Annotated in this window: 11 protein-coding genes; 8 read left to right on the top strand and 3 right to left on the bottom strand. The window is 44.0% G+C overall.

Features of this window, described 5'->3' with window-relative positions:
* Nucleotides 1-233 precede the first annotated feature (233 nt).
* Both E4N66_RS00055 and E4N66_RS00050 read left to right on the top strand, forming a co-directional pair.
* A complete protein-coding gene (locus E4N66_RS00055; protein ID WP_253728419.1) occupies nucleotides 234-605 on the top strand; it encodes an ArsR/SmtB family transcription factor in 372 nt (123 codons plus the stop codon).
* Nucleotides 606-623: 18 nt separating this feature from the next.
* Entirely contained in the window at nucleotides 624-2,834 is a 2,211-nt protein-coding gene (locus E4N66_RS00050; protein WP_253728418.1) for a heavy metal translocating P-type ATPase, read from the top strand.
* 227 nt (nucleotides 2,835-3,061) lie between these two features.
* On the opposite strand, the gene E4N66_RS00045 is transcribed toward E4N66_RS00050, so the two are convergent.
* On the bottom strand, nucleotides 3,062-4,261 hold the full coding sequence (locus E4N66_RS00045; RefSeq protein WP_253727994.1) for an integrase catalytic domain-containing protein: 1,200 nt from the start codon (nucleotides 4,259-4,261) through the stop codon (nucleotides 3,062-3,064).
* 692 nt (nucleotides 4,262-4,953) lie between these two features.
* Here E4N66_RS00045 and E4N66_RS00040 point away from each other — a divergent pair.
* From E4N66_RS00040 to E4N66_RS00015, 6 genes are all read left to right on the top strand, one after another.
* Nucleotides 4,954-7,848, top strand: a complete 2,895-nt coding sequence (locus E4N66_RS00040; RefSeq protein ID WP_253728416.1) for a fibronectin type III domain-containing protein — start codon at nucleotides 4,954-4,956, stop codon at nucleotides 7,846-7,848.
* 247 nt (nucleotides 7,849-8,095) lie between these two features.
* Nucleotides 8,096-8,680 carry a hypothetical protein gene (locus tag E4N66_RS00035; protein ID WP_253728414.1) on the top strand — a complete coding sequence of 195 codons (585 nt, stop codon included), beginning with the start codon at nucleotides 8,096-8,098 and terminating at the stop codon, nucleotides 8,678-8,680.
* A 12-nt stretch (nucleotides 8,681-8,692) separates the two neighbouring features.
* Nucleotides 8,693-9,235, top strand: coding sequence for a hypothetical protein (locus tag E4N66_RS00030; RefSeq protein ID WP_253728413.1), 543 nt, complete (start codon nucleotides 8,693-8,695; stop codon nucleotides 9,233-9,235).
* Nucleotides 9,213-9,476, top strand: a complete 264-nt coding sequence (locus tag E4N66_RS00025) for a transposase family protein (RefSeq protein ID WP_253728412.1) — start codon at nucleotides 9,213-9,215, stop codon at nucleotides 9,474-9,476. The genes E4N66_RS00030 and E4N66_RS00025 overlap by 23 nt, the downstream gene beginning before the upstream one ends.
* A 44-nt stretch (nucleotides 9,477-9,520) precedes the next feature.
* Entirely contained in the window at nucleotides 9,521-10,372 is an 852-nt protein-coding gene (locus E4N66_RS00020) for an ISAs1 family transposase (RefSeq protein ID WP_253728411.1), read from the top strand.
* Nucleotides 10,373-10,553: 181 nt separating this feature from the next.
* Nucleotides 10,554-11,807: an ATP-binding protein gene (locus E4N66_RS00015; RefSeq protein ID WP_253728409.1), complete on the top strand. Its 1,254-nt coding sequence runs from the start codon at nucleotides 10,554-10,556 to the stop codon at nucleotides 11,805-11,807.
* A gap of 359 nt (nucleotides 11,808-12,166) precedes the next feature.
* Here the strand turns inward: E4N66_RS00015 and E4N66_RS00010 are convergent, their stop codons facing one another.
* Nucleotides 12,167-13,645, bottom strand: a complete 1,479-nt coding sequence (locus E4N66_RS00010; RefSeq protein WP_253728407.1) for a hypothetical protein — start codon at nucleotides 13,643-13,645, stop codon at nucleotides 12,167-12,169.
* A 183-nt stretch (nucleotides 13,646-13,828) separates the two neighbouring features.
* Nucleotides 13,829-15,223, bottom strand: a complete 1,395-nt coding sequence (gene dnaA, locus E4N66_RS00005) for a chromosomal replication initiator protein DnaA (RefSeq protein WP_044017036.1) — start codon at nucleotides 15,221-15,223, stop codon at nucleotides 13,829-13,831.

The following is a 15,223-nucleotide window of genomic DNA, read 5'->3' as shown; positions in this document are numbered from 1 at the left end:
AAACCGAACGTTTTATAAAGGCGCGGGAAAGACTGTGTGCATTGGCGATGTGTCAACTCAGATTTCCTTGTATTTTTTTCTCTTGACAGTATATGTTATTGCCCCTATAATCAAATAAACATCTGAACATCTGTTCATATATTTGTAGGTAAAAAAATCACCTTGCTGTTTTGAGAAAGCGAATGACCAAGGCCGGCAGGCGTGATAATCGGAATACATAAGGAGGCAGCGTAATGGAAAATCAAGAAGAACCGATGAGTGACGAAACAGCGGAGTATTTTAATCCTGATGCCGTGGCTCATGCACGCTCAAAGATCCCCGACGAAGACACGATGACCGCATTGAGTGATTTTTTTAAGAACTTCGGTGATTCAACCCGTATCAAGATTGTATCCGCGTTAATGGCGGGTGAGCTGTGCGTTGCCGACATTGCGGAGGTACTTGAAATATCCGCTTCGGCAATTTCTCATCAACTGCGTATCCTCAGACAAGCAAAAATAGTACGTTCGCGGCGGGTTGGAAAACAAATCTACTATTCTATAGAGGACAATCATGTCGGCATCTTATACAGCGTCGGCATGGAGCATATTCTGGAAGGGCGCTAGACCTAAGGAGGAGAGAAGATGGCTTGTAGTTGTATGGCATGTAATCATATACACGAAACGCATAATCATGATGAACATCATCATGACAGTTTGTGGGATAAACACGATATTATCCGATTTAGCGTAGCGGCGGTGTTTTTTATCGCCGGGATTATATTGAAAATTGCTTCCGAACCTTTCAAAATAACCGTTCAGTTCAGCGGCGCTTCTTACTCCATTGCACTTTCATCACTGCTTTTTGTCGGTTCGTGGCTTGCTGCGGGACTGGAAGTTATCCAAACCTTGCTGAAGACCATCGGTAAAGGGAGTATTTTTGACGAAAACTTTTTGATGACCTTTGCGACACTCGGTGCATTCATACTCGGAGAGTGGTCGGAAGGCGCCGCCGTTATGCTGTTTTACAACTTAGGCGAGCTGCTTCAAGCCGCCGCCGTTCAGCAGTCTCGGCGTTCCATTACCAATTTGATGGATTTGCGCCCCGAATTTGTCCGGCTCTACCGTAATCCTGCCGACTCCGAATCGGGACACAGCGATGCACATAGTTGTTGCGGTCATGAACATGAAGATGATGACCACCATCACAGTCATGAACATCATCACGAACATGAAGAATGCGATTGCGAGCATGAACACGAACATACGCATAATCATGCCGAAGAGTGCTGCTGCGGGCATCATCATGAAGGCGATGACCCTGACATTGTAGCCCCGGAAGATGTTCCTATCGGTACGCTGATCCTTGTAAAACCGGGAGAGAAGGTTCCGCTTGACGGGATACTGGTCGAAGGGGCGTGTTCTTTTGACACCTCTTCGATGACGGGAGAGAGTGTTCCGCGTTTTATTGAAGCAGGCGGTACGGTACTTGCAGGATTCGTCAATACGGACGGGCTTGCGGTGATTAAAACCACCGTAGCGGCGGAAAATACTGCTGCGGCAAAAATGCTGCAGTTGGTGGAACATGCGCAAGACCGCAAGGCAAAAACGGAGCGGCTTATTTCGAGCTTCGCACGAGTATACACGCCGATTGTAACGATCGGTGCAGTCGTGCTGGCGCTCCTTCCGCCGCTTGTACTTTCGGCTGTACACGGCAGCCCGCTTTCGTGGAATGCCTTTGTTCCGTGGATTTCGCGCGGATTGGTATTCCTTGTTATATCCTGCCCCTGCGCCTTTGTTATCTCCGTTCCGCTCGGCTACTTCGGCGGACTCGGCGGTGCGGCAAAAAAAGGTATATTGATAAAAGGTGCAGATTTTATCGATTCGCTTGCCAAAACGGACAGCGTTGTATTCGACAAAACCGGCACATTGACCGCCGGTGTTTTAACGGTACAGCATATTCTTCCTGCAGAACAATTCAGCACGGAGGAATTGCTTGAGCTTGCCTACATCGCCGAGTATCATTCCGGTCATCCGATTGCCGTTGCGATAAAAGGCGCTATTCAAGGGCAGCTCGGTAAAGAGAAAACAGCCGTGTTTGAAAAAGAAGCTGCCGAACTCCGGCAATACACGGAAAAAGCAGGTTCCGGTGTTAAAATGCTGCGGAACGGACAGGAGCTTGCGGCCGGCTCCGCGCTGTTCATCTTCGGCGATGCGGAAAAACAGCCTGATTCCATTGCCCAAATCGAAGGAACAAAGGTATTCCTTTCCTACGGCGGGCGTTATGCCGGCTGTATTATTTGCAGCGACAGCATTAAACCGCAATCCGCACAAGCGATACGGGAACTGCGCGGCGCCGGGGTCGGATATCTTGAGATGCTGACCGGCGATACGAAACGCACGGGCGAAAAAATAGCCGCCGAATTGCAGCTTGACCGCTGCAGCAGCGAACTTTTGCCGCATGAAAAGGTCGCCCGCTTTGAAGCAATCAGCGACGAGCGGAAAAAGAGCAACGCCCGCGCCGTGTGCGTGTTTGTCGGAGACGGCATCAACGATGCGCCTGTTCTTGCCCGTGCGGATGTGGGTATCGCGATGGGCGGAATCGGCAGCGACGCCGCAATCGAAGCCGCCGATGTCGTGCTTATGACCGATAATCCGCAGCTTATTCCGCAGGCAATCAAGTCGGCACGCTTTACACGGCAAATCGTCAAACAAAATATCGTTATGTCATTTGTCGTTAAAATCGCCTTTTTGGCAGGCGGCGCTTTAGGGATTATCGGATTATGGGCAGCGGTATTCGCCGATGTCGGTGTCGCACTCCTTGCCGTGTGCAATTCGTTGCGTGCACGGAGATAGGTTGTTGCGGCTTGCTCTCAGCCAGTCCAGAAGCCGAAACGCCATAGCCGCTTTTGCGTCCTCCGTAGCTTTGGCACTAAAACATCGCAAAAGAAATCTAAGGGAACCCTCTAAAAACGGAAGTTTTTGGAGGGTCCTAAACCTAATATCTCCGGAGCGTATTTACTCACGTAAAAATCTAACCGAAAGGATTGCGGTTACTCAAGTAAAAATCTAACCATAGCACTCTATGTCCAAGGCTGGGCCATAGAGATAAGTTTACGCTGCAAGTATTGCGTTGTTTCAAGCAGCTGTTGTAAATCCAAGTTGTTCTTCCTGCGGCACAGCTCAGCTTTTACCGCCTCGCTTACATCAGAGCTTTCCATCAGCCTGCAATACGGCGTCTTTGCCGTATCATATTTTTTTATGACCTTTGCGTCTATCCGTTTTTTTGAAATAATTTTCATCGAGGGAAAAAAGAAATTGACGAGTGCATTGTACTGCTGATAAAGGTTAGCCATGACCGCTCGTGCCGCTTCTCCCTCAAAGCGATAGTAACCGACGATGCGTCTTACGACACTGTCATTTTTCTGTTCAACAAAACAATTATCATTCTTTTTATATGATCTGCTCCGAGTGAAAATAACTTCATTACTTTTACACCATTGCAACAGCTGTGTATTTTTGAACTCACTTCCGTTGTCGCTATCAATACCTTTCATCTGAAAGGGGAGCTTCTCTTTCACATCTTCTATTGCTTCTTTTACCCAACGATGAGCTTTGTTTAAAAGGGCTCTTGTTTCTGTCCAGCCGGAATGGACATCGGTAAGGGTAAGCGTGCAAATATACTGTCCTTGGGTACTTATGCCGCAGTTGGCAACGGTGTCAACCTCAAAAAAACCCGGCTTACGTTCATCCCAATCGAAAAAGGTGCGGATGGGAATGAGCTTATTAAGATTCTTTGCAGGTCGTGTTGTTGAAATACCGCGGATGGAATGTTTTGGGATTTCCGGTTTGAGAATCCTGCCGACTGTCGCGCTTGATATGCGGGCGAGTTTTGCTTTCAGTTTTTCATCATAGCCGAACTTTTGAGTAAAGTAATCGATATTATCCCGAATGAACGGCACGAGCCGTTTTGAACACAGATACATCGAAAAAATCCATAGCCGGATGACTTCTTGTTGTACGTCTTGACCGTAGTATTTTTCATAGTTCCGCTTTTTACGTGTCTTTGTAATGACCTGTACGCTCTGTCTTGCGACATTGTTAAAGTGCGTGACCTTTACGTATGCACTGTTTTTCAGAACGTGAATGGCATACTTTCGATTGTAACCGGTTGTTGCGATAAACTCATCGATTATTTTCGTCTTGTTCTTTTTGCTTGCCGTACAGTAACGCTTCGCCGTCTCTTCGGTTAATTTCTTTTTCGTTTTCATGTCTAACCCCATTGTGCCCTTCCTTTGGGCTTCTATTTTGGGTTAGATTTTTACGTGATGCACCGCTTCTTTTTCGGTTAGATTTAATGTGATGCAATGCGCAGAGTTGCTTTTTACTCCTTCTTAGCTTATAATACTACCCATGCCGAGCCGACACACCGCATATTCGCAGTCAAAACCGCCTCCCGTAAGCCTTTTGCAAATATGCAGCATATCTGCGTTGTCGCTTCACAAAAAACAGTCCTCGACGTACAACAAGTACGCCTGCGGGTGTTTTTTGTACGCTCCTAGCATCTATACCGCATATTTGCAAAAGGGGCTTGACACGCGCATAGTCGGCTGTACAATTCTCACAGCTCACAGCTCACAGCTCACAGCTCACAGCTCACAGCTCACAGCTCACAGCTCACAGCTCACAGCATGAATGTTATTTAGATAATTTTTTATCCGTATTTCACACACATAACAATGTTTCCTCATCACTAAAAACGCTGTCCAACGACAAGTTTGCCCAGCAAACTCGCTACTGTATGGAACCACCGCCATTCGTGGCGATACTGAAAAGAACTTATTATATAAACCTCTTATTATTGTCCGCCTTGTACCGCAATGCTCGGTATGCAGTCTGGTTTGATACCGGATAATCCTCGCAGGAATCACATACGAACAACATGAGATAATTTACATAATAAGGAGAACACCGTATGAAAAAGAACATACGCTATATAACTATCGCCGCTGCATATATGGCTGTAGCAGCGATGATAATCGGCTGTAATCCAAATGTTAGCGCCGCACAAGACACAACGCCACCTGCGGAAGTTACGGAACTTACAGCAGCTGCCGGAAATGGTAAAGTAAGTTTAAGCTGGACGAACCCTGCGGATGCAGACCTGTATCAGGTAGAAATTACTGCAAGCCCTGCGGCGGGAACCCTTACAAACGCCGTTTACCTTTCTGCGGAAAAAGGTAAAGCGATGAGCTTTACCGCGGAAGGACTGAGCAACGGTACCGCATATACGTTTACCGTTAAGACCATCGATAAGTCGTTAAACAAGAGCGCGGGCATAAGTACCGCAGAAGCGGTGAAACCGATTGACACCAGCGACAAGGCACCGCCGGCGGAGGTTACGGCACTTGCAGCGGTTGCCAGCAACGGTAAAGTGAGTTTAAGCTGGAAAAACCCCGGCGATGCAGACTTGTATCAAGTAGAAGTTAGTGCAAGTCCTGCGGCAGGCACCCTTATAAATCCCGTTTATCTTTCAGCGGAAAAAGGTAAAGAGATGAGCTTTACGGCAGAGGGCCTTACCAACGGCACCGCGTATACGTTTACAATTAAGACTATTGACAAGGTACTGAACAAGAGTAAAGACGGTGTGAGTAAAACGGTTACAACCAACGTTGCAGGTAGTGTGATGGCCATTACCCTGACGCAGAATCCTACAACACCGACAAACGGCGATGTTACAGTAATGGTTGCGTCAAGCACCTCAATAAAAGAAGTAAAATGGAAGAAAGATGCAGCGAGCGCAAAGGATGTTTTGGAGAGCGGAACCGCGATAACCGGCAATAGCTTTACGGTTACTGCGAACAGCATCTACTCGGTAGCAGTGTTAGATAATGACGGCAGACGTGAAGTAGAAACGATTACCATTACAAACATCGACAAAACACCGCCTGCAAAGGTGAAAAACCTTTCTGCAGTATACGATTCAGGAAACCAAAAGATTATCGTAACGTGGACGAATCCTACAGACAGTGATTTTGCCGGACTTACCTTGAGCTGGAAAAAAGGAGGCGAAGATGCAACGGATGTGCCGCTTACAAAAGACAAAACCGGCTATGAACTTCCGGTAACTCCTGTCGTCGGCGATGTGTATACGGTTTCAGTGAGTGCAAAGGATGACGTCGGAAACAAAAGCGACCCGGCTTCGGTATCCGTTACCGCTTCGCTGACTCCTTCCCTGAACGGCATCGAATTGAGCCGTGCGCACCTTGTCTATAACGACACCGACCTCACGATAACGGCAACGCTTAAAGGAAGTAATTTTGACCTTATCGCAAGTCAAAGCGACCCGACGGTAAAAGTCGGTATCTTTAAAGACAACGATCCGGTAGGCAGCCTTCAAAACGCAGCCGCAGACGGTTCAGACTATAAGGTAACGCTTACTGCGCCACGCCTTTCTGCGAGTAATGTAACCGTGGAAGGAGCAGTATACACGGTAAAGGTAAAACTGTGCGGAACATATCAAAGCGTAACCAAAGGCTTTATCATATCGCAAGAAGCGCGTCTTACCGCCCAGCCCGAATTGAGCGTAACACAGATAGCTTCAAGTGCGGTAACGCCTTCGAGTACAACGAAAATTACGCTCAAAGGCATCAATCTCGATATTGCGGGGGCTATCACCGTACAGCTCTATGACAGTAACGGAGCCGCTTACGGAAGCGCGGCGCCAATTGATACGTCGCATACGGGACGCGAGCTTACCACGCTTACGGCGGATATTCCCGTCCCATCGGAAGAAGGCGTGTTTACCGCGAAAGTGTTGTTCGGCAATGCCGTTCAAACGTCATATTATGAAGGATCTTCTTACGATGATAAAAAGAACGTAACCCATCCGACCATTCAGGTGTACGGCAGTCCGAAATTCACCTCGTTTAAAATTCCCAATGCGGGTATTTCCAAAGAAGACTTTCCAGTAACGGCGGTCGTGAAAGGAGCGAACTTCAAAGCGCCGGGAGTGAGCAAAGAGAATTTTTCGGTAAGCTGCGCAACAGCTTCAATCACCGATCACTCGGCGATTACGATTATAGACGATGCTACGCTGAAAGTGAGCCTTACCATACCGGGAACAGCGGACGACTACACGGTTACGATAACTTGCGGAAGTGAAAACAAAACCGGAACCTTTTCTGTTAAAAACTATAGCAGCTACACTATCGGTAAAATCGTACTTGCGGATAAAACAGTCGTTGATAAAGATAGCTATACTGCAATAGACCCAAACAAGCCACCGGTTGGTATTATCTGCGGCTCTAATAGCTATGGTGTACCGCGTATGATTGCGCTGCATACAAGCGATAGCGGTCTTAGCTGGGCAAAGGATGGCAGCGCCGGCTACAAGACGAAGTTTGAAGGGATTATCTGCACACCGAGCGCAACAGGAAGTGGCGCTGCCCAAACGACAACGTTTACCGGCGATACTGACGGTAGCAATAACTGGGAGTATATTAAGCAGCAAGATTCTGCAGGAGCCGCGGATGCAGCAACGAACTATCCGGCGTTCCACTGGGTAAATACTTATAACGAAACATATAAGACACAGCTTGGAGAAAAGAGGTTTGACTGGTATATGCCAAGTCTTGCGGAACTGTGCGAGGTGTATAAGAACAGAACGGCTATTAATGCAAGCCTTGCAAAGATAAGCAGTCTTAATAGCAGTTATGCAGATGCAAGTCTCGGTACTTCATGGTATTGGTCGTCGTCGCAGCATTCCTACGACTATTATTTCGCGTGGCTCGTGTATTTCAGTGACGGCGACGTGGGCTACGATCTCAAGAACGATAGTGATCGTGTTTGTTGTCTCGCAGGCCTTTAACCGGTTAGGGGAAGACTTTTCTTTTTTTTCGATAAAAAGAAAAGTCTTCCCCTATGACCCCATCTAAAGAAAAACGGCGACTTAGGGCTCTGCCCTAAGAACCTGCCTTGGTGCTCAAGCGGGTTCTGAATGAAAAGCTGAGTAGCTATGCTTTTTACGCTCAGTATTTTCAGAACGAACAAGGATGTCGCGTTCAAAAATTGGCAAGAAAGTCAATTTTTGAACTTGCCGCAAACAGCAGTGCAGTTTGTGGAGAGATAATGAAGAAAAACGCTCCGTATGGGGGCGGGAAAAGGAGAAGATTAAAGTGTTTGATAAATACATATACAAATCTATGTTTACAGACGGTAAAAGTAATGAAAGTATAAATGCAAAGAACTTAATAAATAAAGACAAAATACCAGAGCAGGATGATTCTCTAATAATCGATATGTATATAGAAAAAATACAAATGCCGATATGTTCTTACGTATTATTTATAGTGTTCAGTGTATTTGCAATTGGTTTATTGATTTTCTTATGGATGAATGTACGTCAATACGGTAATCAAGATATATTTATCATCACCTCAATTTTTGTCGGTATTATGACAGTTCTTATTGTTGCCTTTGCTCTTATAAACCTTGTATTCTCAGAAGAAAGCCGTAAATACGCTCTTTTAACATACGCCTATGATGAAGCTCTTAAAAAAGTAGGAGAACGGTACGATAAAAAAACAATTGCAACTTCTCGTAATGATAATACCGAATCAAAAAAAGAAGAAATAGAATATGGGGTGCGGACAATCACTAAAACTTTTGAATCCTACTGTCAAAATATTACGGCAAAATAAAAAGAGGGATTTATGTGCAATCAAGATAACAATCGTAATGACAATACGAATGCGAACAGTAATAATCACACCCCTACAGCAAAGGATATTTACAAATACCTTTGGCGCGGAAGAGATTTTGAGCTTGAACGTCTTTGGTCTCGGTCTGTTTTTCTTGCCGCTTTTTTAATTGCTATTGCAGGCGCTTATGCTGTTTATATGAAGGATATATTTATCCCTCAATTAGCCGGCAATCGCCTTACTGCAACGGTTCAAGCTGTTAAAGATGATGTGAAAGTTTGTAAAGAGTTTACGGTCATCATTACCGAAAAAAATGAACCGCCGTGTACGGAAAAGTCATTTGCCCAGCCTTTTACTATGGGAATAGTTCCTCTTGTTATCTGCTTTTTGGGAATGCTCTTTTCTGTGTTGTGGGTTCTTATGGGCAAGGGATCAAAGGCATGGTATCAGGGATTCCGCATTATAAATCGTGTCAAAAAAAATAGTAGCCCCCATGGTATAAATAATGGTAAAATGTTCTTGGAGTGGAACAATGACATTACAAGAAGCATTTGAAAACATTAAAGACGAAAGAATCGACAGATGCAAGAAACACAATCTCATCGATATATTAATGCTTATGTTTATGGGAGTATTGTGCGGCTATAAAAGTATAGAACAAATACAGTTTTATGCGACATTAAGCGAGCAAACCCTCAAAAAATATCTGAAACTGGAAAATGGCATCCCCAGCAGCGATACGATTCTGCGAGTGCTTGCAAGGATTGATGCAAAGCAGCTTGAAAAGTATTCATAGAATATGCACGAGAGACATTTGGCAAGCATATTGCAGAAAATGAAGTGGTCGCGATTGATGGAAAAACTATCCGGCGCTCTGAATATGTATCGACAGGCGAAAATAAAAAACCGCATAAAGCTGCTCATGTTGTTTCGGCTTGGGCGCATTCTCTGGGTGTGTGCTTCGGGCAGGTGAAAACAGAAGAAAAATCAAATGAAATTACCGCCATTCCTGAACTTCTGGATCTGTTAGACTTAAAAGGCATGATTATTACTATAGATGCGATGGGCTGTCAGAAAAAAATCGTTGAGAAAATAGCAGAAAAGGAAGCGGAGTATGTTATTTCTCTGAAAGGAAATCAGCAATCGATACACCGGGATGTAAAAGAGTTCTTTGAGCACCCTTGTGATGGTGCGTATTGTCAGTGTTACCATATTCAGCGAGGAGAATATACCATTGAAATTGGACACGGGCGAATTGAAAAACGCACCTGTTATCTTTGCGGGAATATTGATTGGCTTTCAGAAAAAGATGAATGGAAGAATCTCAATGGAGTTGGAATGCTCGTGTGCGAAAGAACGGTAAAGAAGACTGGGAAGAAATCCGTTGAACAAAGATATTTCTTGACCTCACTGACAGATGTGCACAAGGCCGCATTTGCGATGAGGGCTCATTGGGGGATAGAAAATAACCTGCATTGGGTTCTCGATGCGATTCTCGATGAGGATTATTGTCTTGTACGGAAAGACAATGCGGCAGCAAACTTAAGCGTCTTACGAAAAATTGTCTTGAATATTCTCAAACAGGTTGACTTCTCGGATATCATAAGCACAAAGAAAATGCCGCTTCTCCATAAGCAACATCTGTGCAACAAACGAGAAGATTGCCTTGATAGAGTATTGCTCTCGTTATAATGCGGAATCCCTGTCCGCTACTCCCTCTTATTGCCCCAATACGGCAAAAGCCATCAAAAAAAATGAAAATTTCCGGCCAAATGGCCGTATATTGTCAATATTATGCTTGACCACACGATATAAATAGTATAATTTTGAAAAAAAGCGGCCATAAGCCCGTTAATTTTCAATGGAGAAGAGAGTGGAAATTAAGCGTGAAAAATACCTGAAAGCCCTAACAAACCGCATGCATAACGGCATGATTAAGGTGATTACCGGCATCAGAAGGTGCGGAAAATCCTATCTTATTTTCAAAATATTTAAAAATTATCTGAAGGAAATACATATTTCAGATGATCATATTATTGAAATTGCATTGGACGAAAGAAAGAATAAAAACTATAGAAATCCCGATGTGCTACTGGATTATGTAGAAAATAAAATCAAAGATAATGAATTATATTACTTGCTGCTTGATGAAGTACAGTTACTCGACGAATTTGAGGAAGTGTTAAATTCCCTTTTACATATATCAAATCTTGACATATATGTAACCGGCAGTAACTCTCGGTTTTTATCAAAGGATATCATAACGGAATTTAGAGGGCGCGGCGATGAAATACACATATTTCCGCTCACCTTTAAGGAATATATGCAGGGCTATAGCGGAGATACCTATCGCGGCTTTGCAGATTATATCATGTATGGCGGTCTGCCTCTTATTCTTTCTATGAAAACGGAAGAACAAAAAGTTGAATATCTGACACGGCTTTTTGAAGAGACGTATATAAAGGATATACGGGAACGGAACCGTATCGATAAAATACAGGAATTAAATGATCTGATTAACGTACTTGCTTCTGCAGTCGGTTCGCTTACAAACCCTTCTAAAATAGAAGCAACATTTAAAAGCAAACTCCACTCGGATATTTCTATCAATACTATCCGTCAATATATAGCATTTTTACAAGATGCATTTATGATACATGAGGCGCAGCGCTTTGATGTTAAAGGCAGAAAATATATCGGCAGTCCTTTAAAATATTATTTTGAGGATGTCGGCTTAAGAAATGCGCGGCTTGGATTTAGACAACATGAAGAAACGCATTTGATGGAAAATATACTGCATAATGAATTGAGAGCCAGAGGTTTTAACGTTGATGTGGGAGTTGTCCCGATAAGAAAAACGGTGAGCAGCGGAGAGCGTGAACGCAGTCAGCTTGAAATCGATTTTATTGCAACGTTGGGAAGCCGGAAGTATTATATTCAATCTGCATTCAGTTTACCTGATGAGGAAAAAATAAAACAAGAAAAAACGCCGCTTCTCAATGTGGGGGATTCATTTAAGAAAATAATAATCGTACATGACACGCTGAATATCAGAAGAGATGATGACGGTATCACAACGATGAATATCTACGACTTTCTTTTAAATGAGCATAGTCTTGATATGTAAGTATAAGGGGAGTTGTGCAAAAAAAATGCAGTTTTATAAACAATCGAGAACCTCTAAAAACCTCAGTTTTTTAGAGGTTTTCCTTAAGCTTATTTGCGATGTTTTTAATAAGTCATTTGTATTTATAGACTTATTAAAAACTCGGCGGGCACCTCTAAAAATCTAACCGAGTTTTTAGAGGTGCCCAATCATCCTTTAAAAGCGTAAAAAGATTTGTTGCTCGATATGAAGGCAAAGAAGATTCGTTCAATATAGACAAAAGAATGAATCTTCTTGCGGAAGAATTCTACAAAATGATAAACGGCTAATAGATTTTTTGAAAGATGCCCTCAACTTTCCCCATGAATGAATTGCGGACGTTAGAACTTGCCACCGCCAAGCTTAAAGCTGAGGTTATAGCCGATGGAACCTTTACTGTGCGATGCAGGGCTCAGCGGATACGAGAATATCGGGCCGGTACTCATCTGTACAAACTTAAATATCTTCCAGTTAAGGCTGAGTGTTGTAAGCCCTTCAAGCTCACTGATTGCGAACTGCTGGAACAAATTTGCCGTCAAATCTTCCGTACCGATTTTATTCTGAGATACCGTAAACGCGATGTAGTGCTGACCTCGATTTCCCATTGCGGCAACCTCGCGGGATTTTTCGAGTATATTCTTTGCTTCTTCAGGGGTGAAATGATTTCGTGGATCGGCCAAAGCAACTGTACTGTCGATAATCCGGTCGGCGGCCTTTGTGTTTGCATAGCCGAAGCCGTTATAATAATATTGGAATGCAAGCATAGTATGCGAGTCTGCATTTGAATACGAGCCGCCGAGCGTTGCTTGGAAAAACGGCTTGTTCTTTACCGTATACGACGTCAGTGCAGCATCGTCTCTATAATAGGTATAATCGCTGCCCCATGCAAATACGCCTTCCGCAAAAACGGCAACCTTCCCTGCAATACTGCCGGAGAGGGTTGTAATAAACCGCGGCGCCTTTTCATAGCGATACCAACCGCCGATTCCCCATTCCCAATCGCCGAATACAAACTCAGCCTTTGCAGCCCCCGCCGTATACTGCGGCTTAAATGTTTCCGTGTCGGGCAGCAAATACAACCATATATTGTACTGCGTCTTAGGAATAACGATATGTGTCCGAAGCGAAACGGGTCCTTCCCGATCTGCCGTCGGTTTTTCAGGGTCTATCCGCGAAATATTGATAACATCAGCAGGGCTGTAAAAATAGCCGGTTCCCCACTTAACCGTATGTTTTCCGAACCGGAAAAACGCAATATCTTTTGCCGAAAAATCGGTATACATCTCCCAAATTTTAAAATTTGGAGAACCGTTTACACTTATCGGTATATCAACACCATTGGGAGGAACAAGAGATTTAGGTATTGAAAGGGCTCCATTCAAGTTTTTTTCAAACGGGAATTCAAAAAGGAACTTGCCGTATAACTTTAAGTCCTGTACAGGACGCGCATCAAAAAAGAGATTTGCACCGATTGTCGGCTGCAACACCGCCTGTTTGGGATTTAAAAAAGCTTCTTTTACATTGCTCTTCTTTGTGTACGGATCAGCCCATACATATTTAAGACCTAATTCGGCATTTAACGAGCCGCCGATACGCAATTTATTACTTTCAAGTGCGAGTGTTGCGGTTTTAAGATCGCCCGTTAGGGAAACACCGCTTTTTTGAGTTTCGGCGTTTGCCTGCTCCGGTGTTACGAGCGCTTCAGTATCGCCGCCGAACAGCTCATCTTCAAGACTGCCTGTTTCAGTTCCTGCCGCTTCCTGTGCGAATACGGTGATCACAAGCATTATCATTAAAACTAATACAGTTAATTTTTTCATATATACCTCTCATAGGATTCGGGCAAACGCATCAAGCGGTCTTTTAACAACACCGCATAATAAGGGAAACTCCCCAACCTTTCTTTTTGAAAATATACGGCATATTAGGCATATTATTACGCCGCATTACCAAATATGTTTTCGGCAACGCCGGAAATATCGCATTTACTTCTGCAAAAACCGTTACTGATTCGCGTTCGTTATGCGTTTTTTCAATTCGGCAATGGTAACCTCGAGCGAAGGTTCAAGCGCTGTTTGCGTTTCTATTTTTTGATGTCCGTGCATGACTGTCGAATGGTCTCGTCCACCTAATTCAACACCGATCTCCGTGGTAGAGAATTCGGTCATTTCCCGTGCAAGGTACATTGCCACCTGCCGTGGAAAGGAGATATTCTTTGTCCGTTTTTTTCCTTTTAAGTCGATATAGGAGATACCGAAATAATCTGCAACGATTTTTAGAATCGTATCGATCGAAATATTATGCTGGCGTGGAGAACCGAACGTATCCTGTAAAAGCCGCTGGGCATTCTCGAATGTAATGGGACCGGTAAGTTCCGAATACGCTTGCAATTTAGTAAGTGCACTTTCCAGATCACGTACATTGGAAGAAACATTCTTTGCAATCAGGTGTACTACTTCGTCAGGAATGGAAAAATGTTCATCTTGCAGCTTTTTAAATAAAATGGCGCAGCGGGTTTCATACGAAGGTATTTTTAAGTCGATACTCAAACCGCGGGTAAAGCGGGAACGGAGCCGGTCGGTTAAATTTTTCAGTTCTTCTACCGGACGGTCGCACGTAAATACGATTTGCTTATTGCTTTCATAGAGGGCATTAAACGTATGGAACAATTCTTCTTGTGTACCCTCTTTTTTTTCCAAAAAGTGAATATCGTCAAGCAACAGCACATCCGCATTGCGGTACTTATTTTTAAATTCATGCATTTTGTTTTTATTTACATGAGCAATATATTCATTCGTAAAGGTCTCGGCAGGCGCATATAAAATCTTCAGATTGGTATTTTGGTACAGCGCATTGCCGATTGCCTGCATTAAGTGAGTCTTACCCAATCCCACACCGCCGTAAATTAACAACGGATTATACGCTGTTCCGGGATTTTTCGATACGGCAATGGCTGCGTTCGCAGGCAGCGGGTTATCCGCATCGATAACGAATTTGTCGAACGTATAGCGTTCATTCAATAGGGGATGCTTCTTTTTTTCTTCGGGAGGCACCGATTTTTGCGGCTCACGGAGCGCCGATGAAGAAGATTCTTTCGGTGTATGCGTATTGTTTTTAGGCGTTGAGTGACTATCCGGTGCCTGATGTGTTCTTATTTCAAATTCAATACTGATCCGAGAGCCGAGCAGCTCCAATAATTTTTTTTCGATAAGGATTTCATACCGTTGCCGTACACTATCGCGATAAAATCCGGAAGGTACCGATAAAACGATAGTACTGTCCGAAGCCCTCTCGTAGACAATACGCGAGAACCACGTAGATATTTCCTGTTCGCCTATCTCATCCTTTAATTGTTTAACGGTTTCTTCCCAAAAAATACGATAATCGCAACTATTCAT

The sequence above is a fragment of the Treponema sp. OMZ 857 genome (assembly GCF_024181085.1).
Taxonomy (GTDB): Bacteria; Spirochaetota; Spirochaetia; order Treponematales; family Treponemataceae; genus Treponema.
The sequence above is the reverse complement of the archived record's forward strand: the minus strand, read 5'-3'. Positions and strand labels throughout refer to the sequence as shown.